At 46.8% G+C, this 25,975-nt stretch carries 22 protein-coding genes; 15 read left to right on the plus strand and 7 right to left on the minus strand.

Going from position 1 to position 25,975, the window contains the following annotated elements:
- Positions 1 to 65: 65 nt before the first annotated feature.
- Complete coding sequence (locus BFP76_RS12560; RefSeq protein WP_099594291.1) at positions 66 to 1,025, plus strand: NAD(P)-dependent oxidoreductase; 960 nt, start codon at positions 66 to 68, stop codon at positions 1,023 to 1,025.
- On the opposite strand, the gene BFP76_RS12565 is transcribed toward BFP76_RS12560, so the two are convergent.
- The gene (locus tag BFP76_RS12565) at positions 1,022 to 1,324 is read right to left on the minus strand and encodes a hypothetical protein (RefSeq protein WP_099594292.1); all 303 of its coding nucleotides are present in this window, start codon (positions 1,322 to 1,324) and stop codon (positions 1,022 to 1,024) included. The genes BFP76_RS12560 and BFP76_RS12565 overlap by 4 nt on opposite strands.
- A gap of 105 nt (positions 1,325 to 1,429) precedes the next feature.
- On the opposite strand from BFP76_RS12565, the gene BFP76_RS12570 reads away from it, so the two are divergent.
- The 7 genes from BFP76_RS12570 to BFP76_RS12600 all read left to right on the plus strand — a co-directional run bounded on the left by BFP76_RS12570 (position 1,430) and on the right by BFP76_RS12600 (position 9,513).
- Positions 1,430 to 1,873: a VOC family protein gene (locus BFP76_RS12570; RefSeq protein ID WP_099594293.1), complete on the plus strand. Its 444-nt coding sequence runs from the start codon at positions 1,430 to 1,432 to the stop codon at positions 1,871 to 1,873.
- A 94-nt stretch (positions 1,874 to 1,967) separates the two neighbouring features.
- Positions 1,968 to 2,963, plus strand: a complete 996-nt coding sequence (locus BFP76_RS12575) for an endonuclease/exonuclease/phosphatase family protein (RefSeq protein WP_099594294.1) — start codon at positions 1,968 to 1,970, stop codon at positions 2,961 to 2,963.
- Between the two features lie 199 nt (positions 2,964 to 3,162).
- Entirely contained in the window at positions 3,163 to 4,245 is a 1,083-nt protein-coding gene (locus tag BFP76_RS12580; RefSeq protein ID WP_099594295.1) for a TRAP transporter substrate-binding protein, read from the plus strand.
- 93 nt (positions 4,246 to 4,338) lie between these two features.
- On the plus strand, positions 4,339 to 5,322 hold the full coding sequence (locus BFP76_RS12585; protein WP_099594296.1) for a TRAP transporter small permease subunit: 984 nt from the start codon (positions 4,339 to 4,341) through the stop codon (positions 5,320 to 5,322).
- The gene (locus tag BFP76_RS12590) at positions 5,322 to 7,970 is read left to right on the plus strand and encodes a TRAP transporter large permease (RefSeq protein ID WP_099594297.1); all 2,649 of its coding nucleotides are present in this window, start codon (positions 5,322 to 5,324) and stop codon (positions 7,968 to 7,970) included. Before BFP76_RS12585 ends, BFP76_RS12590 begins: the two co-directional genes overlap by 1 nt.
- Positions 7,971 to 7,986: 16 nt before the next feature.
- Entirely contained in the window at positions 7,987 to 9,027 is a 1,041-nt protein-coding gene (locus tag BFP76_RS12595; RefSeq protein WP_099594298.1) for a sensor histidine kinase, read from the plus strand.
- A 102-nt stretch (positions 9,028 to 9,129) separates the two neighbouring features.
- A complete protein-coding gene (locus tag BFP76_RS12600; RefSeq protein ID WP_099594299.1) occupies positions 9,130 to 9,513 on the plus strand; it encodes a response regulator in 384 nt (127 codons plus the stop codon).
- On the opposite strand, the gene BFP76_RS12605 is transcribed toward BFP76_RS12600, so the two are convergent.
- The 5 genes from BFP76_RS12605 to BFP76_RS12625 are packed head-to-tail and all read right to left on the minus strand — an operon-like array spanning position 9,510 to position 16,215.
- Positions 9,510 to 11,447: an acyl CoA:acetate/3-ketoacid CoA transferase gene (locus BFP76_RS12605; RefSeq protein ID WP_099594300.1), complete on the minus strand. Its 1,938-nt coding sequence runs from the start codon at positions 11,445 to 11,447 to the stop codon at positions 9,510 to 9,512. The two genes, BFP76_RS12600 and BFP76_RS12605, sit on opposite strands and share 4 nt — an antisense overlap.
- Before the next feature lie 21 nt (positions 11,448 to 11,468).
- On the minus strand, positions 11,469 to 12,605 hold the full coding sequence (locus BFP76_RS12610; protein ID WP_099594301.1) for an alpha/beta fold hydrolase: 1,137 nt from the start codon (positions 12,603 to 12,605) through the stop codon (positions 11,469 to 11,471).
- A gap of 2 nt (positions 12,606 to 12,607) precedes the next feature.
- Entirely contained in the window at positions 12,608 to 13,372 is a 765-nt protein-coding gene (locus BFP76_RS12615; RefSeq protein ID WP_099594302.1) for a poly(R)-hydroxyalkanoic acid synthase subunit PhaE, read from the minus strand.
- A gap of 21 nt (positions 13,373 to 13,393) precedes the next feature.
- The gene (locus BFP76_RS12620) at positions 13,394 to 14,554 is read right to left on the minus strand and encodes an iron-containing alcohol dehydrogenase (protein ID WP_099594303.1); all 1,161 of its coding nucleotides are present in this window, start codon (positions 14,552 to 14,554) and stop codon (positions 13,394 to 13,396) included.
- Positions 14,551 to 16,215, minus strand: coding sequence for an acetolactate synthase large subunit (locus BFP76_RS12625; RefSeq protein WP_240514056.1), 1,665 nt, complete (start codon positions 16,213 to 16,215; stop codon positions 14,551 to 14,553). Before BFP76_RS12625 ends, BFP76_RS12620 begins: the two co-directional genes overlap by 4 nt.
- 320 nt (positions 16,216 to 16,535) lie before the next feature.
- Between BFP76_RS12625 and BFP76_RS12630 the strand changes: the two genes are divergently transcribed.
- The 7 genes from BFP76_RS12630 (at position 16,536) to BFP76_RS12660 (ending at position 25,830) form a co-directional block, all read left to right on the plus strand.
- Complete coding sequence (locus tag BFP76_RS12630; RefSeq protein ID WP_099594304.1) at positions 16,536 to 16,937, plus strand: phasin family protein; 402 nt, start codon at positions 16,536 to 16,538, stop codon at positions 16,935 to 16,937.
- A 174-nt stretch (positions 16,938 to 17,111) separates the two neighbouring features.
- Positions 17,112 to 17,741, plus strand: coding sequence for a polyhydroxyalkanoate synthesis repressor PhaR (phaR, locus tag BFP76_RS12635; RefSeq protein ID WP_099594305.1), 630 nt, complete (start codon positions 17,112 to 17,114; stop codon positions 17,739 to 17,741).
- A gap of 12 nt (positions 17,742 to 17,753) precedes the next feature.
- Positions 17,754 to 18,638, plus strand: a complete 885-nt coding sequence (locus tag BFP76_RS12640; RefSeq protein ID WP_205661449.1) for an alpha/beta fold hydrolase — start codon at positions 17,754 to 17,756, stop codon at positions 18,636 to 18,638.
- Positions 18,639 to 18,697: 59 nt separating this feature from the next.
- Positions 18,698 to 21,901, plus strand: a complete 3,204-nt coding sequence (locus BFP76_RS12645) for a 2Fe-2S iron-sulfur cluster-binding protein (RefSeq protein ID WP_099594306.1) — start codon at positions 18,698 to 18,700, stop codon at positions 21,899 to 21,901.
- Positions 21,902 to 21,945: 44 nt separating this feature from the next.
- Positions 21,946 to 22,887: a flavin reductase family protein gene (locus BFP76_RS12650; protein WP_099594307.1), complete on the plus strand. Its 942-nt coding sequence runs from the start codon at positions 21,946 to 21,948 to the stop codon at positions 22,885 to 22,887.
- Positions 22,888 to 23,013: 126 nt separating this feature from the next.
- On the plus strand, positions 23,014 to 23,904 hold the full coding sequence (locus tag BFP76_RS12655) for a PhnD/SsuA/transferrin family substrate-binding protein (protein ID WP_240514057.1): 891 nt from the start codon (positions 23,014 to 23,016) through the stop codon (positions 23,902 to 23,904).
- Between the two features lie 15 nt (positions 23,905 to 23,919).
- A complete protein-coding gene (locus BFP76_RS12660) occupies positions 23,920 to 25,830 on the plus strand; it encodes an ATP-binding protein (RefSeq protein WP_133117437.1) in 1,911 nt (636 codons plus the stop codon).
- Here BFP76_RS12660 and BFP76_RS14845 read toward each other — a convergent pair.
- The gene (locus BFP76_RS14845) at positions 25,805 to 25,975 is read right to left on the minus strand and encodes an integrase core domain-containing protein (RefSeq protein WP_099591504.1); all 171 of its coding nucleotides are present in this window, start codon (positions 25,973 to 25,975) and stop codon (positions 25,805 to 25,807) included. The genes BFP76_RS12660 and BFP76_RS14845 overlap by 26 nt on opposite strands.

Raw genomic sequence — 25,975 nt, forward strand, 5'->3', positions numbered from 1 at the left:
CTGTCGGAATTGGGATTGCAATCATATCTCGTGTTTATCAGGCTGTGAAAAACAGGAGAGATTTCATGAAAATAGGATTTATCGGGCTTGGCAATGTGGGTGGGAAACTGTCGGGTAGCTTGCTGCGCAATGGTTTCGATTTGATGGTGCATGATTTGAACGCGGATTTGGTTGCTGGGTTCGTTGAACGTGGCGCCAATGCGGGCGAAAGCCCCGCGCAATTGATGCGCGATTGCGATGTTGTGATTACGTGTTTGCCATCGCCCGCGGCCTGTGCGGTTGTGGTTGAGGGTGACAATGGATTGTTGCAATCCATGGGCGCGGGAAAAATATGGCTTGAAATGTCAACAACTGATGAAGCAGAGGTCAAACGTCTGGGTGCCAAGGTGATTGCGGCTGGCGGTGCGGCGGTGGATTGCCCCGTGTCGGGTGGGTGTCATCGCGCCGATACAGGCAACATTAGTATTTTTGCCGGTTGTGATCGCGCCACCTTTGAACGGGTTTTGCCGATCCTGACCACATTGGGGCGACGTGTGCTTCATACCGGTGATTTGGGCACGGCATCGGTGTTAAAAGTGTTAACCAATTATTTGGCAACTGCCAATTTGATCACGGTGTGCGAAGCATTGACCGTGGCCAAGGGGGCGGGGATGGATTTGAACACGGCATACGAGGCGATGGCGATTTCATCGGGCACCAGTTTTGTGCATGAAACCGAAGGCCAAGTGATCCTGAATGGATCGCGTGATATCAGTTTCACAATGGATTTGGTGCTCAAAGACATTGGTTTATTCCAAGACGTGGCAGACCGCGCAGGCGTGCCATTGGAAATGAACCCATTGATGATCAAAATATTCAAGGATGGCATTGCGCGATTTGGAGAACGCGAATTATCGCCCAACATTATCAAACGTTTGGAACAGGCCACTGGGTTGGATATTACGGCACCTGGGTTCCCTGCGGAAATGGTGGATGATGAGCCAGAAGAGCAGGGTTACGAGGTGATCCCAACGGGGCGACGTTAATCGCGCCTTTGTTTTTTGGCTGCGCGTTCTTTGATGATCCCAATCGCGTTGCGAAACCCGAGCGCTGCCAACATACCGAGCATAATCGCAGGCACATCAAGTGCCTGTGTCATTGGTGGCAGTGACAGCAACAATTGCAAAACATACCATATAACCATTGCCACCAAAGCGATGGCCAACACATAGAGCACGCTTCGTTTTAACAACGCCGTTTCGCGCATATTGCCAAATCGTTCGAGCAAAAATACCAATGCAATTGTGATGGCAAAACTGGTGGCGATAATTTGGTAAAATGTCATGGCGCATCCATGCCGCGCATACACAGAATTGTCAATTATTTCCGAATTGCCCTGTCATCATGCCCGCGTTAGGGTGGTGTGAAAATCGCAATAAGGAATGGTAAAATGCGTTATGTGCATACGATGGTACGTGTCAGCGATCTGGATGAATCGCTTGATTTTTGGGTGAATAAATTCGGATTGGTTGAAACGCGCCGCAAAGAGGTACCAGCGGGAAAGTTCACGCTTATTTTTCTGGCAGCACCCGCAGATGAAACAACATCGCGCGAAACCGCAGCACCCGAATTGGAACTTACATATAACTGGGACAGCGATGAAAAACTGGAAACAGGGCGCAGTTGGGGGCATTTGGCATATCGCGTCGATAATATTTATGAAACGTGCCAACGATTGGCGGATGCGGGCGTGGTGATTAACCGCCCACCACGCGATGGATATATGGCATTTGTGAAATCACCCGATAATGTTTCCATCGAATTGATCCAAGAAGGTGACGCATTGCCAGCGGCCGAACCTTGGGCATCCATGGAAAATATCGGCGATTGGTGATGAGGCGCACTTATTTACGAAAATAACCCTGTCTTTGGATTTTGGAAAACGCAGAACCTGTGATTAAATTCACGGGTTCTTTTATGGTGGTCAGATGCGTTCACTTACCAAACCAAATCCAGAGTTTACCTATGACGCTGCGGTGCAAATTGCAGCGTTGATTGCGCATCGTGATCGCGTGCATGCGGACCCCGCAGATAGCCGCCAAATACCAGATGTCGGTCAGGCGGGGCATGTATTAATTGCCACGTGGAATATTGCCAATTTTGGGCAACACAAACGGCGTGACATTGATATTGCAGTGATTGCTGAAATCATCAGCTGGTTTGAAATTATCGCCATCCAAGAGGTTGCGGATAACCTGATTGATTTTGAAAAATTGATGGCCGTTTTACCCAATCATTTTTCATATATCTTTAATGACAAGGCCGGAAATGGGGAACGCGCGGCCTATGTTTTTGATACGCGCCGTGTGCGTCTGGGTGCCAAAATGGGCGAGGTGGGCGTGGTGGAATCCGATCGTGATAATATTACGTTTGATGATGGCGATGGGCTGCCGAATGTTGCGTTTCAAGGGTATAATCGCAATCCGTTATTGTGCAGTTTTGAAATTGAAAATCATCGATTGTTAATGGCAAATTGTCACCTGTTGTATGGTCCACAAGATACCGCACAAAACCGCGCATTATCATTGAAACAACGTCAACTCGAAGCATATGCAATATCGCGCTGGTGTGATTTGCGGCGAAAATCCAAAAATGCGTGGACTAAAAATATCATGGCGGTGGGCGATTTTAATTTGCCGCATGCAAATGATGGTGATCCGATTTTTGAAGCATTGTTAGATCGCGGTTTGCGATTGCCGCAACATGAAACCCGAATCCCTACCAATGTTTCGGATTCGCATGATTATGATCAAATTGCAGTCACGCCCGGGTTGGTTCAGCAAACCGTGGATACTGGGGTTTTTGATTTTGATGCGGTGGTATTTGGTGAAATTTGGGATGCAAATGCCACGTCATATTGGCGAACTTGCGCAAAATATTATGTATCCGACCACCGTCCGTTGTGGATGTTGCTAAAATTTTGATCACTTGCCCAATTTTTAGGGTCGTCGCACTGCATTGCACGTCAAGCGTGTAAAAGGGTAATAAAATTTTGACGTAACGAAATCAGAGACTTGCGTTATTGCGAAACTTCGCTACGCTTTGCCCATGCTGCTTAAGTAGTATTTTGACGAAGCTGCGCGGGAACAAACATATGATCCCCGCACCCTAGGGAGGAATTTAATGGAACGTCGGAAATTTTTAACGGGCGCAGCAGTTGCTGGCGCCGCTACAACACTTGCTGCTCCGTCCGTAGCACAAGGCAAAATCGAGATGGCTTTGGTATCCACATGGCCACGTGATTTCCCTGGTTTGGGTCTGCCTGCACAACGTTTTGCGGCACGTGTACAAGAACTAACTGATGGTGAAATTCAAACAACATATTACGCTGCTGGCGAACGTGTTGGCGCATTTGATAGCTTTGACGAAGTTGCTTCTGGCAATGCCCAAGGTTACATCGGTGCGGAATATTACTGGAAGGGTAAGCACCCAGGTTTTGCACCATTCACAGCGATTCCATTTGGTTTGACATATACCGAAATGGACGCATGGATGCGTTATGCAGGTGGTCAAGAATTGTGGGATGAATTGGGCGCAGAATTTGGCGTCAAAGGTCTGGCAATGGGTAACACCGGTGTTCAGATGGGTGGTTGGTTCAACAAAGAAATCAACAGCCTTGATGACATGAAAGGCTTGAAAATGCGTATGCCAGGTTTGGGTGGCGACGTTCTGGCCAAAATCGGTGCATCACCAGTTTCACTGCCAGGTGGTCAAATTTATGAAAACCTTGTGTCTGGTGCGATTGATGCAACGGAATGGGTTGGCCCGTTCAATGACTATTTCATGAAGTTCTATGAAGCGGCGAAATATTACTATTTCCCTGGTATGCACGAGCCAGGTGCACAATTGGCCGTTGGCTTTAACAAAGCATTCTGGGATGGTCTTTCAAAGAACCATCAAGAAATTATCAAAGCGGCAGCCGCCGAAGAAAACACGCAGACCATGGCGGAAACAAACGCAAACAATGGTTTGTATTTGAACCGTTTGATCAACGATCACGGTGTTGAACTGCGTGAATTCAACGATGACGTTTACGAAGGTTTCGGCGAAGCCGCAGAAGAAGTGATCGAAGAAGCACGCGATCATTCTGATTTGTCTAAACGCATCTATGACAGCCACCTTAAGGCACGCGCCGAAATCGGTGCATGGACAGCGTTGTCAGATACGGCATATGTTCAAAAACGTAACAACGTTTTGAACCGCTAGGTTTGTAAAACCGCGAAATTTGGGCCGAGACGGGAAACTGTCTCGGCCTGTTTTCGAAACGCAACATACTCTGTTGTGAATCAGGAGTTTTTTATGGCGACGACAACGTCACCTGTTTCGACAGGACTTTTTTCTAACACTTTGTTCATCCGTGCGCTTGGCTGGTCAAATCTGGCGGTCATGTTTGCATTTTTGGCAAATACATTTGCAACCTTTTGGATTGGGTTGCCCGGTTCATCGTTCAGTGGTGGCGCAATTGGGATCATGCAAATGTTGCTTTATCCCGTTTCAATAATCATCGCGGTTATGTTGGTGCTACGCAGTTCAGATCGCACCCTGCGTCAGGACAGTTTTCGCATTTCCGACATTAATGTCTTTTTCATTCGCGCGGCATTTTGGATCGTGCTGTTGATCGGGCTGGTCGATTCCGTGATCTCGTTCTTGCGCATCGAAGAAATGTTATTGCCCCTTGTTGGCGAAGAGTTAGAAAAAAATCTTATCCGTCCGTTATTTCGTGGCCCATATGTGCATGTGCCACTGATGATTTTGGGCATAATCATTGCGATGTTTACCAAAACCAAAGGGTTCCATTGGTTGGCATTGTTGATTGTTGTCGCGGAATTATTGATCGTGATATTCCGATTTATTTTCTCTTACGAACAGGCGTTTATGGCAGATTTGGTGCGGTTTTGGTACGGCGCGTTTTTCCTGTTTGCCAGCGCGTTTACATTGCTGGAAGAAGGCCATGTTCGGGTCGATATTTTTTACGCAGGTATGGCGGAAAAATCCAAAGGTTGGATCAATGCGATTGGTTCAATATTCTTGGGAATGACATTGTGCTGGACCATTTTAATTTTGGGCATGGCGCAAAAAACATCCATCATCAACAGCCCGATTTTGCGGTTTGAAACAACTCAATCTGGATATGGGCTTTATGTGAAATATCTGATGGCAGGGTTTTTAGGCGTATTCGCCATATCTATGATGATTCAATTTGTCAGTTATTTGATGGGGGCCGTCGCGGATTATCGCGGCGAAGAAGGTAAATACGAACCAAACGGTTCAGGAGCACACTAATGGAACTGTTTTTCCTACTTATTTTGGTTGTACTAATGGCAACGGCGCTTGGTTCTGGCTATCCCGTTGCATTCGCATTGCCTGGATCATCCATCATTACAATTATGCTGGCAGCAGGGACGGGATATTTATTCACCGGTGATTCAACTGCCTATTTTGATCAAGGTGGCGCATCGCAATGGTTGTCGGCAGGGGTGACAAACCTGCGCGGGGTTTATTGGGAACCTGAACGCGATACTTTGATTGCGATTCCGCTGTTTATTTTCATGGGCATCATGTTGCAGCGATCCAAAATTGCCGAAGACCTGTTGATTACAATGGCCAATCTGTTTGGCCCTGTTCCAGGTGGTTTGGGGATTTCGGTTGTCTTTGTTGGCGCGCTTTTGGCAGCGACAACAGGGATTGTTGGGGCGACGGTTGTTGCGATGGGTTTGATTTCATTGCCTGCAATGCTGCGCAATAACTATTCACAAAGCTTGGCCACAGGCACGATTGCGGCGTCGGGTACATTGGGTCAAATTATTCCCCCATCTATCGTTTTGATTATTCTTGCGGATCAGTTGGCATCAGCCGCCGATCAAGGTTCAAACCTGCGCAAAGCATTGTACAAGGCAAACACAGGCGATCCCGCAATGCCAACCAGTTTTGATGTGGTGTCCACATCGGCGGGTGAAATGTTCCTTGGGGCGTTTATCCCTGGGCTTGTTTTGGTTGGGCTTTATATGGCGTATATTCTGATTGCGGCGTGGTTGCGCCCAAATATCGCGCCACCAGTTGAATACACTGGCAAATATGATCGTGCATTTGCGTTCAAGGTTGTGATCACCTTGGTTCCACCATTGTTGCTGATCTTCTTGGTTTTGGGGTCAATCATGGCAGGGATTGCAACGGTTAACCAAGCGGGTGCCATTGGTGCCGCTGGTGCGTTGGTGATGTCTGGTTATCGTTTGCAAGAGGGTAAGGCACGCGCCTATTGGCCTGCAATAATTTCGGTTCTGAGCATCATTGCGATTTCGCTGATCGTTTCAAATTTTGATACCAATATCAAAAACATCAAATCATCATCTGATATGTTTGGTGTGACGATGGCAGTGATTGCGACCATCGGTTTAATTATCGGTCTGGTCTGGAGCGGCTATCGCGCATTGGTCACGGAAAACACGCTCGAAGGTGTGATGATCGAAACCGCCAAGGCAACATCATTGGTGTTTATCATCCTTTTGGGTGCGGCCATTTTGACCGCGGCATTCCGTGCCTTTGGCGGTGAACATTTGGTTCGCGAATTCTTAGAAGGTTTGCCAGGTGGATTCTGGACAAAATTCGTGATCGTTATGGCCGTGATCTTTGTGCTTGGTTTTTTCCTCGACTTTATTGAAATCGCTGTGGTTGTTGTACCAATCGTGGCGCCAATCTTGTTGGCGGACCCATCTGCGAATGTGACTGCTGTTTGGCTGGGGGTTATGATCGGTTTGAACATTCAAACATCATTTCTCACGCCACCCTTTGGATTTGCGCTGTTCTATTTGCGCGGGGTTGCACCTGCGGTGGTGAAAACCATCAATATGTATAAAGGGGTTATCCCTTATATTCTGTTGCAAATCTTGGCGCTGATTATTGTGTCGGTTGCACCACCTTTGGTGAATTACCTGCCCAATCGCGTGGCGTTATTGTCTGAAAACGCACCGCCCCCGCGTAATCCCAAGCTGAATTATTGTGTTGATCAATATGTGAGCACTGAAATCGCCACATCTGGCAACGCAATTTTGACAAGTGTCGAAACCGCGCGCCAAATTGATCTGTCGGCCTTACCACAAAGCATGCAAAAAGATATTTCTGCCAGCTTTGATAGCGTCACCGATGCGATTGCAAAATTGGGTGATGCAGAGGTTATCGCCGCCAGCGTGACAACTGCATCAGAAACCTTTCGCCCGACGCATTCGCATGTGCGTGCGATTGAACGCGACATGCGCCGTTTTGACGATGAAATTGACGAAATCGAAAATCGCATGAACCGTCTTGATAACGAAGATCGCAAAGCTATCTTGCAACATGAAATTGATGAACTGGCGCAAGAACGTGATGTTTTGGCGCAATCCATCCCATCTGATTGGGAGGCCAAGTTAAAAGAGTTCCGCGATTTGCAAAAACAAGAAACATCGGCGTATCGCGGGTATTCATCCGCGGCAAACAAAGGATATGAGCCCATTGCACAAATGATGGTGATATTGGAAGGCAACGAAAATTTTGCCGCCCTTAAACCCGCATTGGAAGCGTTGCAAAAACGCGTTGGTGTGGATGCTCCGGATGATTTGGTTGATCCGTTGAAAGAGCTGTCGAGCGAATTTAACGCGGTCGAGGGCGCATCTGATGTCGCGCGTGCCATTTCCAGCGCACGTAGCGCTTTGCGCAAGTCCACGCCTTTGGTTGATGATGCCATTGAAGATATGCAAAACGCGATGAGCGAATTTGAAACCCAGATGGCGTGGCGCACCAGTGCCAAAGAACAGATTGCTCCGCAACTGGCCACTTACGAGGACAGCCTGCGCAGCACCATTGGTATCCGCAATCAGGCCAATTTCACACGTGATCAAGCTTTGTTTGTCGCGGGTTGTCAGGCACATCATCGCGATATTTCTTTGAATTTCTGATTGGATAAATTGGACGATGAAAAAGTCTGTTAAATCGATCCTCAACGGTCTGGTTGTTCCCATCCTGATCGTTGATGGCAAGATGCGCATTTCATATATGAACGCCGCGTCGATGGCGCATTTTACCAATGCCAAAGCGGATATGTTGATGAGCGATATCATCGAAAATCAACGCTGTCTGACGGCGACGAAACGTGTATTGGACGGCGATCCTGAAACGCAAGTCGAGGTAACATTGCAAGGTGTCGTGCCAACGTCATTTCGCGTGAATGTTGCCCCAATGACAGTCGAGGCGGAAAAAGATGCGCTTCATGCAATCCTAAGTTTTGAGGATATTTCCCACATCCGCGAAGCGGAACAAATGCGCCATGATTTTGTCGCCAATGTAAGCCACGAATTGCGATCCCCTCTTACGGCATTGGTTGGGTTTATTGAAACGCTTCAAGGGCCGGCCAAGGGCGATGCCGTCGCCGCAGAGCGGTTCTTGGGCATGATGGAACGTGAATCCGATCGCATGGCGCGTCTGATTGATGATTTGTTGTCTTTGTCAAAACTGCAGGCACGCGAACGCGATGCACCGTCTGCGGTTGTGGATATTGCCGATGTGATCAACGACATTGTGGTGTCTTTGGGGGGATCAAACGAACATCTGCGTGAACGTATCAAAGTATCAATCGTCAAAGGCGAAACCAAGGTCATTGGCGACAAGAACGAATTGGGACAGGTGTTTCAAAATCTGATTGAAAACGCCATTAAATACAGCCCGGATGGTTCGGATGTTGTCGTGACGGCCTGTGCGGCGGAAAAATCAGATGAACATATTTGTGTTTGTGTGACCGATCAAGGCGATGGAATTGATCCGGTTCACATCCCGCGTCTGACCGAACGGTTTTATCGGATCGACAAGGGGCGGTCACGCGCCATTGGCGGCACGGGCTTGGGGCTTGCGATTGTGAAACACATTTTGATCCATCACCGCGGATCGCTGAAAATCAAAAGCAAGCTGGGTGAGGGGAGCACGTTTTCGGTCTATCTACCCGCTGCTCAAACCGCATAAAGTTTTCCACAACTGGCATAATTTTGTAGTTATGCTGTTACATCCACAGATTATTTGCTGATGCAGACAAGGGGTAATCCCATATTTGCAAAGGCAGAATAGATGACTGAGTCAGCCAAACAATTGGTATTGGTGGTCGAAGACGAACCCGCCCAAGCGGAGCTGCTACGCTATAATCTGGAAAAAAACGGATGGCGTGTGGTCTGTGTTGATAGCGGTGATGATGCGTTGTTGATGTATCGCGAAACCATGCCTGATCTAGTGATCTTGGATTGGATGTTACCACATCTGTCCGGTATCGAGGTTTGCTCTGAAATTCGCAAAAATGAAAATGGCGCGCACGTGCCCATATTGATGCTGACCGCACGTGGCCAAGAAGAGGATCGCCTGCGCGGCATCGATGTTGGCGCAGACGATTTTATTGTGAAACCCTATTCGGTTGCCGATCTAATGGAACGCGTGGCGCGTAATTTGATCGTCAACTAGCCTTTGTTTTGGGCATTGATAAACGCGGCGGCCTCTGCCGCGGTTTCAAAAATATTTGGGCTTAATGCGCGTGCCTTTAAATCTTGGCCCATCTTTTGGCGCAAAAATGCACTGGTGGTATAACGCGCCGCATCCAAGAAATATTTCTTTTCCAACTCGGCCTGAAAATCAGCATAAGCAGCACGCAGTTTTGGCGCGATGGTTCGACCGTCAAAGTTGGAAATGATATTTACCTTTTTGCCCAAATCGCCGAAAAATTTGTGCATGACTGTGTAATGCTCATCCAAATCTTCGCGCGTGTTAATTGCCGTGCCAGCCAGATTGATAAACACGGTATTTGTGGATGCGTCATAGGTTAAACGATCCTCCATACGCACATTAATCAGCGTGTTTTTCAATTTCATGCGACGTTCGTCGAAAATTTCTGGGTCCATGATTTTTGGATTATTGACGATGGGTTTAAACGCCATATGCGCCAGAATATCGCGTTCGATATCAATGCCTGGGGCAACTTCTGCCAACTCCAATCCATCCACTGTCATGCGAAATACACAGCGTTCAGTGACGTATAAAACCTGTTGCCCCAATTGGGCGGCATATTTGCCGTTGAACGTGATTTGTTCAACCTGTTCGATGAATTTTGGCATTTGACCTTCGGAAGTGATTGATAATTCACGATCCTTGCAATCAACCCGTAACCCACGCGCAGTGAACGTACCAACGAACACCAATTTACGTGCGTTTTGTGAAATGTTGATAAACCCGCCGGCCCCTGCAAATCGATCTTTGAATCGGCTGACGTTAACATTGCCGTGCTGGTCCACTTCCGCCATGCCAAGCACGGCCAAATCCAATCCACCGCCATCATAAAAATCAAACATCTGATTGGTTTGAGTGATCGCATTGGCATTGACCGCCGCGCCAAAATCCAACCCTGATTGTGGTACACCGCCCATAACGCCCGCTTCCGTGGTGAGGGTGATGTGATCCAGAATTTCTTCTTCGTTGGCAACGGCGCCAACACCTTCGGGCATCCCAATGCCAAGGTTCACAACACCATTGATCGGCAATTCCATCGCTGCACGTCGTGCAATGATTTTGCGATCAGAGAAGGGCATAGGAGCCAGTTCATCAACAACGCCACGAAGACGCCCCGTAAACGCATGATTATATGGCGTGTCATAGGTTTGAAGATGTTCGCTTGGGTCCGCAACGACAACACAATCCACCAGATTGCCTGGTACGACCACTTCGCGTGGGTTCATCGATCCTTCGGCGCAGATACGTTCAACTTGTGCGATGACCAAGCCACCACTGTTTTTTGCGGCCTGTGCAATTGACAGCATGTCCAAGGTCAATGCTTCGCGTTCCATTGTGATATTGCCCGTTTTATCGGCGGTGGTGCCACGGATAAAGGCCACATCAATAGGGATAGAGCGATAGAATAGCCATTCTTCGCCATCCAGTTCCATCAATTCCACAAGCTTTTCAGTAGAGCTTTCGTTGATTGCCCCGCCAATTTGGCGTGGATCAACGAATGTGTTTAATCCAACCTTGGAAAACATGCCCGGCTTTCCCGCCGCGATGTCGCGATAAAGCTGTGAAATACAACCAAGTGGCAAATTATATGCCGAAATTTTATTGGCAACTGCAAGTTGCCCCAATTTAGGAACCAACGACCAATGCCCGCCAATGGCCCGTTTCACAAGACCAGGTGCCGACAAACGGTTCAACCCACGATCCTTGCCGTCACCAGGTGCGGCGGCAAATAACAAGGATATGTCTTTGGGTTCTGCCTGTTTGTCATAACGTTCGGCAAGACCGCGCAACAATGCTTCTGGTGTACCGATCCCCACGAAACCAGATACGCAGATTGTGTCTGAATCCGCGATCACGGCAACGGCCTCTTCAAGGCTTACGACCTTATCAACCATTTGTATTTCCTCCCAGAAACGTTATTTCTTTTGCTTTTTGATCTGCGTTTTGTTGACCCAGTCAACAAATCCTTGGGCGACCACGCCTTGGGCTTTGCGGCTGACGAAAACGCCGACATGCCCACCGGGAAACCCGATTTCAGTATAATCTTTTGGCTTGATGAAATTTGACAGGGGTTTTGTGCAACTGATCGGGACGATGTGATCTTGCAAGGCGTAAATATTCATCACAGGGCAAGAGATGTTTTTCAAATCTACGGTTTGCCCATCCAATGTAAATTCACCATTCACCAACTGGTTTTCACGATAAAATTTGTTGAACCATTCTTTGGCGGCCGCACCGGGATGATCGGGGCGATCAGCAATCCATTTTTCCATACGCAAAAAGTTCAAGGTTGCATCCGCATCGCCATCAAGACGTTGCAGTCCAAGATTGTATTTCGTCATGGAATTCATTGGGGTCAGCGCCGAAAACATTGCACCCGTAAGTGCGCCTGGCATATTGCCGTGGGTGTCCACCAGCTTGTTCACGTCGTCTTCGCTAAAGTTGGACAACCACTGATTTAAAAACCCTTCACCGCGCCAGAAATTTTCGGGATCACCCTTAAAATCAACGGGTGTAATGGTCAGGGCAAGCCCTGCGAAAAGTTGGGGTTGGGTTGCGGCCAAACAGGTGGCGAATGTGCCACCTTCGCAAATGCCAAACATGGTGATTGGGCCGCCTGATTTTTCAACCAAAAATTCGATGCAATCGCGCATCCAGCCGTTAATCATATCATCCAAAGTCACGAATTGATCCGCACGTGTTGGATTGCCCCAATCCAATACATAAACGTCCAGACCCGCGGTCAACAGGTTGCGCACCAGTGATCGATCCTCTTGCAGATCAATCATGGTTTGGCGCCCAAACATGCCATAGGCAATCAAGACAGGCGGGGCATCAATCGGGTTATCGTTCAACGGGCGATAACGACTGACGGTAACTTTATCGACCTGAAAAACCACATCGGATGGGGTTTGTGCGATTTGCACTTCGTCCTTCGTAATGTTGCGCAACATGTCGCTGGAACGGAACGATTTTATCCCAGCCTCCATCATTTGCGCCATCGCGTATTGATAGGCTTGCATGAATTCTTCGGATGGGGATGTATCAGACATTTTTACTTCTTTTGGGCCAATTCGCGTTTCAGGTTACGAATTTCACGTTTCAATTCAGTGACGGTTTTGGTCAAATCATCAATCTCGGAACGTGTGGGCATTTGATAGGCATCTGACCATGCTTCTGCCAGCTTAGCCTGTCGAAGTTTCAACCCATTTGATGCCAAAATCATGTTGCGCTGTGCGTCCATGAATTTTTGCGTGGATTGGGTATCCAGCAATTCTTCGTTTGCGGTTTTAACCCATGCATCCAATGCCTTTTGCACATTGCCAGATTTCAAATCCTCGACGCTGAATTTTTCGCTATAGCTGTTATAGGCACGTTGCCATGCTTCGTGCATGACCTTTGCAAATTCTGTCGTTGCCTCTTGGAAATCCAGATATTCCTGCCATTGCTCCGCACCTTCGGCCTGAGGTGCTGCCATATCGGCGAATTTTGGGAATTGGACAACGCTTTCTAGAATTGATCGTAGTTGATCAGGCGCTTTGCTCATCCATGATGATGCATCATACAGTGCATAAAATGCCGCGGGATTGTTGGGCATATGTGCTTGGTTTTTCATCATCGCCGATGGATCCCAACCAGGTGCCCATGCTTTGACGAAATCTTGCCATGCTTCGTATGATTTTGTCATCGGGTCTTTGGGTTTTGGGGCAAAGGCACGGCCAAATGTTTCGGCCATTTCTTTTTGTGCATCCAAGAACGCGTCTTGGCTGTTTTGCCAGAATTTCATGATCTGATCGATTCCGTCATTTTTATCTGCCATAACGCGTTCTCCTTTTGCTGTTTATAATGCTGCTGTGTAAATCGCCAATGCGTCGTCATATGTGACTTCGCGTGGGTTGTTCACCAACAGACGTGTTTGTTTCATGGAATCTTCGGCCAATAGGGGCAGGTCGTTGTGATTTACACCCACCTCTTTTAGCGTAGATTTCATGCCAAGCTCTGGACCCAAATCCTTGAACCCTTGGACCATGCCCGCACAGATTTCTGCGTTGGATTTCCCTGCAAGTTCTGGGAAAATGATCGGAGCGATTTCGGCGTATTGCGATGCGCCAAGTTCATCCGCCATGTTAAATTCCAACACATGCGGCAAAACCAATGCATTTGACAGGCCGTGTGGCACATGAAAATGCCCGCCCAATGGATAGGCCAGCGCATGAACCGCCGCCACTGGTGCGTTGGCAAATGACATGCCAGCCAACATGGACCCGAGCAACATTTTTGAACGTGCTTCGCGGTTTTGCCCATCGGTACAGGCCGTGCGGATTGACCCACCCAACAATTCAAGCGCTTGTTTTGCCAAAGTATCGGACAGAATGTTTTTGGCGTGTTTTGTTGTATATGCTTCGATTGCGTGAACCATCGCATCAATACCCGTTGCCGCCGTGACATGTGCAGGCAAACCAACGGTCAATTCCGCATCCAACACTGCCCAATCAGGGTAAAGTTGTGGTGAAACCACGCCTTTTTTCTCTGATGCGCCAGTGGTTACGATTGAAATAGGTGTAACTTCGGAACCTGTACCCGCTGTTGTTGGTGCAAGGATCAAAGGCAGACGCCCACCCTTGACCAAACCAACGCCATACATTTCGCTGATTGGTTGATCAGAGTTGCACAAAACAGCAATCAATTTGGCCGTATCCATGGATGAGCCACCACCGACAGAAACAACACCATCAATGCCTGCTTTTTTGGCTTCTTCAACGGCGGTTAGGATCATTTTTTCAGGCGGATCGGCAACCACATCGTCAATCACATGCACGCCAAGACCGGCATCTTTGATCCCTTTGAGTGCCGCATCTGCAAGCCCAAGTTCGAGGATCATTTTATCGGTTACAAAGGCCACGTTTTTACAGCCCATGTCGGCCATCAATTGGCCAATCTTTTCGGTTGAACCAACCTCAGAGAGGATGGAACTGGTTGTTTGAAATTTAAACGGCTTCATTTTGATTTTCCTTCGAGGGGGGATTCTAGGGTTTTCAATCGCGCTGTCAGTTTCATATTTTCGGAATAATCCACCGGACAATCGATGATTGAAACGGTGCCATCATTCATCGCGGTTTTCAACACATCTTGTAGATCTTCCGCACGCTTCACGTAATAACCTTTTGCGCCAAAACTTTCGGCGAATTTTACAAAGTCAGGGTTGGTTACATCGATATGTGATGAACGACCGTATTCACGCATTTGATGCCATTCAATCAGACCGTATTTGTTGTCATTGAAAATGATAATCGTGATGTTCAATTTCAAACGCAGCGCTGTTTCGATTTCTTGGTTATTCATCATGAAACCACTGTCACCAGCAACGGCCAGAATGTTGCGATCTGGGTGAACCAGTTTTGCCGCAATCGCACCGGGTAGGGCGATGCCCATAGATGCAAAGCCGTTTGAAATGATACAGGTATTCGGGCGTTCGGCTTGGAACATCCGCGCCATCCACATTTTATGTGCACCCACATCGGAGATCACGATATCTTCTGGGTCCATCACCGCGCGCAAATCACAGATGATTTTTTGGGGTTTCACAGGGAAACCTGTGTCATCTGCATGTGCGCAAAGCTCTGCTTTGATACTGTGATGCAAATCGGTGATTGTGTTGTCTGTATGTGCGTTTGCACGTTTTGCCAGACGTGACAGGCTGTCTTTTATATCGCCAACCATGCCGATGTCTGGGATAAAGTGTGTGTCCACCTCGGCTGGGGATGCATCAATGCTGATGATGCGGATATCGGCATTTGGGTTCCAGAAACTTGGCGTGTATTCCACCATATCAAGACCGATACAGATCACCAGATCGCTTTCTTCGATGCCAAAGGCAACCAGATCATGTGCTTTCATACCCACGGTGCCAATTGACAATGGATGAGATGAAGGAATTGCACCTTTGGCCATAAAGCTGGTTGCAACGGGTGCGTTCGCAGCCTCTGCAAATGCCAGCAATTCATCACATGCATCAAAACGGATCACACCGTTACCTGCGATGATCACAGGGTTTTTCGCCTCTGACAACGCTTTTAGCACGCGTTTTGCGCTTCCAAGTGGTGCAACGGGGTGCTGGGGCGATTGCACTTTCAATGGTTCAATATATTCATGTTCCATATCCGCGACGTTTTCGGGGAAATCGATGAATGCTGCACCTGGCTTTTCTGCTTGGGCATTTTTAAAAGCCTTGCGTACCACTTCTGGTACAATTTCAGGTTCAAGAATTTGAACAGAATATTTTGTGATCGGGTCAAACAAATTCACCAGATCCAAAATTTGATGGCTTTCTTTATGAAGCCGTGTTGTGGCGCCTTGGCCCGCAATCGCAACAATTGGTGCACGATCCATATTCGCATCCGCAACACCAGTGACAAGATTTGTTGCACCAGGTCCCAAAGTGGACATGCAAACACCCGCGCGCCCTGTCAGGCGACCATAAACATCGGCCATAAACGCGGCACCTTGTTCGTGGCGTGTGGTGATGAATTCAATTTTACTGGAGAGTAGGGCATCCATGATGCCAATGTTTTCTTCGCCTGGTATTCCGAAAATGTATTCTACGCCTTCATGTTCCAAACATTTGACCAGCTGTTGCGCTGAGTTCAAGGTATTCTTAGACATTCTTGTTCCCTTCATGTCTTCTCGCGGGTTTTCACCCAAGTATCCCTTTTACAAGCATAGCACGAAAAACATTGCCGCGACATCAGGCAGTTTTTGCATATCTGCCATTTGTTTTGCGTATTTCGTAGGCATTGCCGTATTTCTAAGCAGGGTTTAAATTACTATTGTGCAGTGCACAAACAAAAAATGACGCAGTGCACAAAAAATATATTGCAATGCACAAAAAGCGTGTTATGTAAGGTGTACAAATTAACAGAATCACAAATTGATTCACCCGCAACGCACCGTTTCTCCCCTGGTGCATCTGAAAGGAAAATATCATGGCTAATAAAGTTGACAGCGCAGAAGCAGTTTCAAAAGTAACCAACTCTGCAATCGAAAAATCACAAGAAATCTTTGCGAAGTCTACAGCAGCGTCTGAAAAATTCGTTGAAGGTTTGATCGAAGTAAACGCATCTGCATTTAAAGGTGCAGAAGTTGTCGCGAAAAAAGCGTATGACAACTATGTTTCAAACGTAACAACATCTTTTGACGATGCAAAAGCATTGGCAAAATCTGCTGACGTTGCTGAATTTGTAAAAACAGCTTCTTCAACAGTAACAAAATCTGCTGAAACATATTCAACTCAAGGCAAAGAGCTTGCTGAATTGTCACAAAAGATTTTCAAGGACAACTTGGAAATGACTAAAAAGTTCTATGCATCAGCGTTCAAAGCTGCCTAAGAATTATCTACAACTTTAGTTGTAGTTTTGGACGCCGCCCTGACAACAGGGCGGCGTTTTTTGTGCGGGAGCGAAAAAAACGTTACTGCGGCACGGTTTATTTGATCTATTGTGGGTTCAAATTATAAATTCTATCGTCTAACCTTTCGCAGTTGCACAAAGCAGGATGATAAAATGACATCGGATAAGATGAAAAATGAAACGCATTCCGATTCGACTGATTCTCAGGATCAGACGGAAAAGCCTGTTGTTATCAAAAAATATTCAAACCGGCGGTTATATAACACAGCCGATAGCAAATATATCGTGCAACAAGACGTGATTGATTTGATCAACGAGGGCGTCAATTTCAAAGTTGAAGATGCCAAAAGCGGCGAAGACATCACACGTGCAATCCTCAATCAGATTATTTTTGAACAGGAAACACAGCATCAGGAATTTTTATTCCCATTAGAATTTCAGAAACAATTGATCCGTATGTATAACGATACCTATCGTCATATGATTCCGGGATTTTTGACGCAATCCATCAATTATTTCACCCAAGAGCGTTCGCAAATGTCCCAAGCATGGCAACAAATGATGACCCATAATGCGGGGGCTTTTGTGAAACAATCACAAGATATGGCAAAGCAGAACATGGAAATGTTTCGCAAAACATGGGACGTGTTTGGTTTGATGAAATCCGCCGAAGAAAACGCGGAACCAGATGCAGAACCGACCAAAGGCGATCGTGATGATGCGTTGGAACAAATGCAAAAACAGATCGATGCATTACAGTCGCAAATAAAGTCGATAAAATAGCAGGGAAAAGTGATGTTGAAGACCAACACGCAAACATATGTGCAAGACCACGTTATGGGGCTAAACTTTAACGGCTTTCATCGGATCAAATATCTTGATTGGGGTAAACATGGCGAAGGCGCGGATACATTGGTGTGTGTTCACGGTGTAACGCGAAACGGGCATGACTTTGACAATCTTGCGGAGCGTTTGTGCAAAAAATACCGCGTGATTTGCCCCGATGTGGTGGGGCGTGGTGAAAGCGATCATCTGATCAATGGCGAGGGTTATGATTACCTGCAATATAACGCGGATATGAATGTGTTGCTTGCGCGATTGAATGCACCAAAGGTTGATTGGTTGGGCACATCAATGGGTGGCATTATCGGGATGGTTTTGGCCAGCCTGCCACAAACCCCCATTCGCCGCTTAATTTTGAATGATATTGGCCCTGAAATTCGCCGCGATTCATTGGTGGAAATTGGTGAATACATTGGGCGGTCTGGCGAATTTCGAAATCGCAAAGATTTGGAAAACTATATGCGTAAAATTTACGCAGAGTTTCACCCCATGTCCGATGATGATTGGGCACATATGGTTGAACATGCCAGCGTGCGCACGCGCACAGGCAAATACCGTTTGCGCATGGACCCAGCAATTGGTGACGCATTCAGAAGCCAAATTTCACTGTTTGATTTGGATATGTGGGATACTTGGGACAAAATCCAATGCCCCGTATTGATTTTGCGTGGAGAGAAATCGAAATTCTTTGCCAAAGATACAGCAGAAAAAATGTTGGAACGTCATCCCAATGCCTCGCTGGTTGAATTCGCAGATGCGGGCCACACGCCCACTTTGCGCAACAAAGAGCAGATTGATGTGGTTGAAAAATGGTTGAAAGAAACCAATTATCGCTAAATTGTTAACGTTGTTAATTAATTCTTCCCATCGGTGATTTCGCAAGCTAATCTTGCGAAATGAAGCTATTTTCTGACAAAAACCGTCCTGCACATTTGGGGCCATATCCGCTTGAACGTTTGAAACGGGGCGAAATGCCCGATCTTGAACTGGTTCAAACGCGACATCCAGTTTCGTTTCATCGTAAAGAGGATCCAACCTCTATCGTGAATGCGATGGGGGAATATCAGGCGATGTTGGACGCCATTCGCATTGGTATCGTTGCCAAGGTCCCATCTGAAATCCCGGAAAATTTGAACGAGCGCAGCAATCATCTGAAATCATTTGGCTATTTTTCAGATGCTTCAATGGTTGGGATTTGCGAATTGCCAGATATTGCGCGACTAAAAACACCCGTGCGAAACCCAGATATTGATCATTTGGCGGCGGATTTGAAAACCAGGCAGGTGAAATCGTTGGCATCTGGTGTTGATGTGATCATGGCCGACCTCAAAGAAACCATGATGGCGCCGCCAAGTTCCATTGATGACCATAAATACGGTATTGTCTTTGTTTACGACATGCCGCGTGATCCAGAACATGATGAACAGGGCGGCGATTGGATACAAGACGCGCAGGCACATCGTGCAGCCCTACGCGCCAATGAAACGGCCTGCGTTATCGCGAATTATTTGCGTATCTTGGGGTTTGATGCACGTGCGCACAGCGCATCATGCACAGATGTTGATTTGAATAAAATGGCGGTGGCCGCAGGGCTAGCAACCATAGATTCCCAAGGGCAGGTGATCGTTCCATATTTGGGTCAAAGATTTGGTTTGGCAGCGGTGACAACGCAATTAACACTTGCTCCTGATGCACCCTTGGCTCCGCTTGAGACTCAAAATACACAAAGTTTGGCTTGGCGGCTTGGTATTGGTTCGCAAAAAAATAGGCGTAATTTCACCGCCTTTGCCAAGCGTAAATTCAAAGACGGGGATCATCAGTTTGAAACGCTAAAACGTGTGGATGAGCCGACCACATTCATTGATGAACCGCGCATTCCACGTGTTCCCAAACGCACCGATATGTTTGCGCGCGCACTTCTTGGGGACATGGGGAAAAAGGTACAAGATGGTGCACGAAATGGGCATTATGCGCGAAAGGCTGCGCCATCTGCTGCGCAACGGCGGGCGTTGGGTGCGTTTATTCCATTACAAGATGGCGCACATGCAGCAAACACCAACCCGACCACGCTAAACGCCGATCAAAATGCCGATAATATCAAGGCAGCTTGTTATTTTTTAGGGGTCGATGCGGTTGGTTTATCTCGTTGTCCCGATTGGGTTTGGTATTCCCATGATGCACGTGGTGCAGAAATAACACCACCCCACGTTCAGGCGATCAATATGGTGATCGACCAAGGGTATGAAACGATGGAGGGTGCATCAGGGGATGATTGGATTGCCTGTGCGCAGTCCATGCGGGCATATCTGCGTTTTTCATTGCTTGGTGGTGTAATCGCCCAGCACATTCGCAATCTTGGTTATCCCGCCAAGGCGCACACCGTGATGGATGGCGAAGTGTTACAACCGCCACTGTTGTTATTGTCTGGTCTGGGTGAAGTTAGCCGCATTGGCGAAGTCATCCTTAACCCGTTTTTGGGGCCACGGTTGAAATCGGGCGTTGTTACGACAACCATGCCAATGACACACGACAAACCGATTGATTTTGGGCTGCAAAAATTTTGTGAATCTTGCAATAAATGTGCACGTGAATGCCCATCAGGTGCAATCACAGCAGGCCCCAAGTTGATGTTCAACGGATACGAAACTTGGAAATCCGACAGCCAGAAATGCACAACATATCGCATTACCAATTTAGCAGGCGCCATGTGTGGACGTTGTATGAAAACCTGCCCTTGGAACCTAGAAGGCATATTTAAAGAGCGCCCGTTTCGGTGGGCTGCGATGAATATACCAAAGGCTGCACCATTGCTTGCACGCCTTGATGATGCCGTTGAAAATGGCACAATGAACAGTGCCAAAAAATGGTGGTGGGATTTGGAATGGTGCGAAGATGGTGCATATCGACCAACGCAAAACGGTGTTAATCAGCGTGATTTACAAAAAGAATTGGATTTAAAGTTCGAAGATCAAACGCTGGCTGTTTACCCCGCCAATCTTGCCCCCATTCATCTTCCATATCCCGATCCCATGAACCGTGAACAAGGAATTGCCGCCTATAACGCGATGATCACGGCGGAACATTACAAAATAAAACTGGCCAATGGCGATACGGATTTGGCCCCGCAATATCGTGTTTCACCAGATTTACCCGTGATCGAAGTCATGGTTAGCAAGGTCGAACACATGACACCAGATGTGGTGAAATATGAATTTAGCAGCATTGATGGAACCGCGCTCCCAGCTTGGACGGCTGGCGCACATATTGATATCGTCGTTGCACCAGAGTTTTTGCGACAATATTCATTATCAGGTGATCCCGCAGATCGTAAAAAATATCAAATTGCGGTTTTGCGCGAAGATATGGGTAAGGGCGGTTCTGTTTTGATGCAGCGCATATTTTCTGTTGGTCGGCGCGTGTTTATATCCAAGCCGATTAATCACTTCCCTTTAATTGAAAACGCGCAAAAAACGTTTCTGATGGGCGGGGGAATTGGCGTGACGCCGATGATTGCAATGGCACATCGCGCCCATATGCTTGGGTTGGATTTTGAATTGCATTATTGCGCGACATCGCGAAAAACTGCAGGGTTCTTGGATGATTTGCCCAAATTTGCATGGGCAGATCGCGTTCATTATCATTTTTCCGACGAAAACACGCGTGCAGATTTGAATGTGATTTTAAAGGGTTATCAAGATGGCTGGCAGGTTTACACCTGTGGTCCTGATCGATTTATGGATGGCGTAATGACGGCCGCAACCGACCAAGGGTTCCCTGAAGAGGCACGTCATCTGGAATATTTCGCAATCCCTGAACAACCCGAATATGTGAACCATGATTTTACTTTGCGTCTGGCAAAATCTGATCGTGAAATTCTTGTTTCTGCCAATCAATCCGCAACGGATGCATTGATCGCAGCAGGTATGCATATTGATGTAAAATGTTCCGATGGTATTTGTGGTATATGCAAATGCGACCTGTTGGATGGCGAAGTCGAACATCGCGATTTTGTATTGTCAAACAAACAACGCGAAAATGCGGTAATCTTGTGCCAATCGCGTGCAGCCAAACCGAATGCGACAATCGAAGTTGATCTGTGACGTTTTTCAATCCTATAGTGATTTAAGATCGGCGGGAGGCACATATGTCTGGATCAAATTTCACCCCAAGAGACATGCGCGACGCGCTTTCTAATTTTGCGACTGGCGTCACAATTGTAACGGCGGTTGACCAAGATGAAAATCCAATTGGTATGACCGCAAGTAGCTTCAACTCGGTATCAATGGATCCGCCGCTAATTTTATGGAGCGTTACTAAAACCGCGCTATCCGCCAAGGGTTTTCATGATGCCAGCCATTTTGGCGTACATGTATTGGATGCAGGGCAAACCGATCTGTCCAATGCATTCGCACGAAGTGGCGAAGACAAATTTGCAAATGTTGATTTCAAATTGTCAGCGCAAAAAATCCCACAAATTCCAGGTGCACTTACACGGTTTGATTGTGAAACCTATGCAATCTACGAAGGCGGAGATCACTGGATCATTGTTGGCAAAGTACTAGAAATCGAAACCACCAAAGGCCAAGGTTTGGTGTTTAGTCAAGGCTCTTATGCCACCGCAAGCCCAATTCAAATGCGCAATCAATCAGGCCAAGATGTGCCACAAGAAGACGGCGAAATTGATCAATTGCTATTGTATCATCTGTCGCGTGCTTATCATCAGCTGTCTCAGGATTTTTATGTTGCCGTACGTGAAAGCGGAATTTCCGTGCCTGAATGGCGCGTACTTGCATCACTTCATGGACGTGCAACACATGAATTGGCCGAACTTTCTGCGCGTACATTTGTTGATAATTTACCATTGCAAGACTTGGTGTTGAAAATGCAGGACGAGGATTTATGCACGGTGCAAGGGCGCGGTGCAAAGATGAAAATCACAGGCACAGAATATGGCCAATCACGGGTTGAACACCTGTTTAAACTGGCCAAAAAACAAGAGGCAAAAGCAGTCGGCGAAGACAACCCCGCGGGTGTAACTGCGCTCAGCGAATTGTTAATGACGCTCGTCAAAAATACCAATCGATAGTTCAACCATCCATTAAAATTGAATCTATATTGTCGCCGGTGGCTCGGCGGTGAATAGGTTTTGTTAATGTGTTTTTGGTTCAATCAATCGGAATGAATTGCAGATTTTTTTGATCCGAGGTTGAACATGAATATACATAAAATGCGTCCACGCACGGCTAAAAACACACTGTTGAAATGGGGTGCGAAACTTCTCTGTTCGGCATCACTTTGCGCTGTTTCACCGTTAACTGCCATGGCCGATATTCAGTTGGTTTTTGGCACCTATGCTGCCGATAAACCGACGGAAACGGTGCGCCAATTCAAACCCTTTTTAACATATTTAAGCAAGGAATTAACCACCGTGTTAGGCGAGCCTGTGTCGATTAAAATGCATATCGCGCCAAGCTATGATGAAGGGATCAACGACCTTGTTGAAGGTCACGTCGATTTTTCCCGCTTCGGTCCAGCGTCATATGTAACTGCAAAGGCTGGTAATCCGAATATTGAAATCATTGCAATGGAATCGGAAAAGGGATCAAAAACATTCAAAGGCGTAATCGCCACGCATAAAGACAGCGATATTTCTAACTTGGCCAGCTTGGCAGGGCATCGGTTCGCATTTGGCGATCCGCTATCGACAATTGGTCGATATTTGGCACAAAGTTATTTAATCGAACACGGCGTATATGGAAAAGATTTAAAAGATTACGCGTTCTTAGGTCGCCACGATCGTGTGGGTGCCGCCGTGGGCAGTAAAGAATTTGATGCGGGGGCGCTGAAAATCGGAACATTCGATAAATTGGTTGCCAAGAATGTTCCCATTAAAATTTTGTTTGATTTTGACAATGTAACCAAGCCTTGGATCGCCAAGTCGGAATTGGACCCAGTTGTACTAAATGCAATGCGGAAAGTGTTTCTGGATGCTCACGATCCCAAAGTTTTGAAAAACGTCGCTAAATCTGGATTTTTGATGGGCGAGGATTCCGATTACGCCCCAATCCGCGCAGCGATTCAAAATAGTGCTAATTTCGACTAATTCAGGTTCAAAAATTTGCGAAACCTTCGTTTATCAACCCAAATTGCGATGTCATTGCTTTTGGCTGCGATCTTTATCGGATTTATTGCCGGTGAATGGGAACGGCGTGTGGCGACCAGCCAGTTACAGGACAACTTGGCACGTCAAGCAGACCTCACCGTTAGCTTGATGAATGGTTTGATGTTAGAGGCGATCATTGTCGAAGACATCCCGCTCATTAACACGGCATTGGAACAGGCCGTCACACGAATTCCCACGCTGCTTGCGATCACCGTGTTTGACGAGACAGGGCAAAAAATTACCAAATTTCCGTTGGCAAATATCCCCTTCAACGACGATATGACAAAATTTGATCAGGCAGTAACGTTTGAAGGGGAAAAATTTGGCAGCATGGAAATATTCTGGTCAACGCGCGAAGGTAAAATTGCCGTCGCGAAGAAGGTGCAGCAAATGCATCGGATCATGACCCTGACAATATTTTGCCTGGCCGCATTAATCCTGTTTTTGGTGTCACGCATGGCTATGCGCCCACTTTCAATTGTCCATCAACGTATGCAGGCAACTATTGCACGCGAAGTGGAAATTGATTTGAAACTTCCCCGATATGCAGCACAAGAATTTAAAGAATTGGATGGTTCCGTTGGGATGTTGGAACTGGTTTTAAGCGAGCGAGATGATCGTGAAAAAGCATTAAGCCATGCAATGGATCGCGCAAATGCCGCGAGCGAGGCAAAGTCGGAATTTTTGGCAACAATGAGCCACGAAATTCGCACCCCAATGAACGGTGTGATTGGAATGGCAGAGCTGTTGCAGGAAACAAAATTATCAAGAATTCAGCGCGATTATGTTGAAACGATTTCCAGTTCAGGCGCAAGTTTAATGAATATTATCAATGATATCCTTGATTTTTCAAAAATTGAGGCGGGACGGTTGGAATTATTTGACGAAGCATTTGTTCTGGAAACATTGACCAATGAAGTTATTCGTACGGTATTACCAACCGCCGCTAAGAAAAATATCGAAACAATTTTGCGAATTGATCCAGATTTGCCTGCGCGTTTCATTGGTGATAAAAACCGTATCCGACAAATTTTACTGAATGTGATCGGTAACGCAGTAAAATTTACAGCAAAGGGTCACGTTACGGTTCAAATCAGTGGGCAATCCAATGGTGAATTAACAAATTTAACCATTGTGGTGAAGGACACAGGTGTTGGCATACCTGAGCACAAATTAGATGTGATTTTCGATGCGTTTCAACAGGTGGATGGTGCAAAAAACCGTGCGCATGATGGCACTGGGCTTGGGCTTGCGATTACCCATCGCCTGATCCAGAAAATGAATGGTGACGTTCAAGTTACTTCAGATGTTGGAGTTGGGACGGAATTTCAAATAACGTTGCCGCTTACAATTAGTGATCAAGTCGTTGAACGCACGATGCCCATCAATCACGTTGAAAATAAGAAAATATTAATCGTAGATGATTTAGAAATAAATTGTCAGATTTTATCCGAACGATTGCGCACCATAGGGTTTGAAAGCACTTCATATACATCGGCCCGCGAAGCGGTGGAAAAATTGCAATCTGAGAATAATTTTGATCTTGCGATCTTGGACTATCGAATGCCAGAAATGACTGGATATGAATTGGCGTGCAAAATAAGTGAAATCCCAGATCACGCTAAATTACCAATTATCATCCTATCATCAGCAGATGATTGTTCGACGTTGAGCGACGCAAGAAAGCGACAAATCCAAGATGTCTTGCTGAAGCCCGTTGAAATTGATGTTCTTCGAAAATCAATATTGGGATTATTATCTGCGCCACAAAAAAAACAAGCGATAAAAAAATCTGTAGAACAACGAAATCAGGTGAAAATGCCGCACACGGCGATTGTGTCTAGCCCCATTTTTCTGTACCACTAATTTTGGCTTTCTCTAATAAGGTTTCTGGAACTGGCGGGCGCATATTCAATGCCTGGTGTGGCCTGATGTGGTTATATTCTCTGAGCCACAGATTTATAGCCACCTGTGCTTGCCTGACACTGTGGAACCATTCGGCGTTTAGCAC

The sequence above is a fragment of the Paramylibacter kogurei genome, from assembly GCF_002742285.1.
Lineage (GTDB): Bacteria > Pseudomonadota > Alphaproteobacteria > Rhodobacterales > Rhodobacteraceae > Amylibacter > Amylibacter kogurei.

Coding starts and splice junctions, on each gene's coding strand:
- BFP76_RS12625 (WP_240514056.1), bottom strand. CDS start 16,215: ATGTCTAAGAATACCTTGAACTCAGCGCAACAGCTGGTCAAATGTTTG.
- BFP76_RS12630 (WP_099594304.1), top strand. CDS start 16,536: ATGGCTAATAAAGTTGACAGCGCAGAAGCAGTTTCAAAAGTAACCAAC.
- BFP76_RS12600 (WP_099594299.1), top strand. CDS start 9,130: ATGACTGAGTCAGCCAAACAATTGGTATTGGTGGTCGAAGACGAACCC.
- BFP76_RS12595 (WP_099594298.1), top strand. CDS start 7,987: ATGAAAAAGTCTGTTAAATCGATCCTCAACGGTCTGGTTGTTCCCATC.
- BFP76_RS12615 (WP_099594302.1), bottom strand. CDS start 13,372: ATGGCAGATAAAAATGACGGAATCGATCAGATCATGAAATTCTGGCAA.
- BFP76_RS12605 (WP_099594300.1), bottom strand. CDS start 11,447: ATGGTTGATAAGGTCGTAAGCCTTGAAGAGGCCGTTGCCGTGATCGCG.
- BFP76_RS12620 (WP_099594303.1), bottom strand. CDS start 14,554: ATGAAGCCGTTTAAATTTCAAACAACCAGTTCCATCCTCTCTGAGGTT.
- BFP76_RS12565 (WP_099594292.1), bottom strand. CDS start 1,324: ATGACATTTTACCAAATTATCGCCACCAGTTTTGCCATCACAATTGCA.
- BFP76_RS12640 (WP_205661449.1), top strand. CDS start 17,754: ATGTTGAAGACCAACACGCAAACATATGTGCAAGACCACGTTATGGGG.
- BFP76_RS12560 (WP_099594291.1), top strand. CDS start 66: ATGAAAATAGGATTTATCGGGCTTGGCAATGTGGGTGGGAAACTGTCG.
- BFP76_RS12570 (WP_099594293.1), top strand. CDS start 1,430: ATGCGTTATGTGCATACGATGGTACGTGTCAGCGATCTGGATGAATCG.
- BFP76_RS12610 (WP_099594301.1), bottom strand. CDS start 12,605: ATGTCTGATACATCCCCATCCGAAGAATTCATGCAAGCCTATCAATAC.
- BFP76_RS12655 (WP_240514057.1), top strand. CDS start 23,014: ATGAATATACATAAAATGCGTCCACGCACGGCTAAAAACACACTGTTG.
- BFP76_RS12590 (WP_099594297.1), top strand. CDS start 5,322: ATGGAACTGTTTTTCCTACTTATTTTGGTTGTACTAATGGCAACGGCG.
- BFP76_RS12650 (WP_099594307.1), top strand. CDS start 21,946: ATGTCTGGATCAAATTTCACCCCAAGAGACATGCGCGACGCGCTTTCT.
- BFP76_RS12580 (WP_099594295.1), top strand. CDS start 3,163: ATGGAACGTCGGAAATTTTTAACGGGCGCAGCAGTTGCTGGCGCCGCT.
- BFP76_RS12585 (WP_099594296.1), top strand. CDS start 4,339: ATGGCGACGACAACGTCACCTGTTTCGACAGGACTTTTTTCTAACACT.
- BFP76_RS12645 (WP_099594306.1), top strand. CDS start 18,698: ATGAAGCTATTTTCTGACAAAAACCGTCCTGCACATTTGGGGCCATAT.
- phaR (WP_099594305.1), top strand. CDS start 17,112: ATGACATCGGATAAGATGAAAAATGAAACGCATTCCGATTCGACTGAT.
- BFP76_RS12575 (WP_099594294.1), top strand. CDS start 1,968: ATGCGTTCACTTACCAAACCAAATCCAGAGTTTACCTATGACGCTGCG.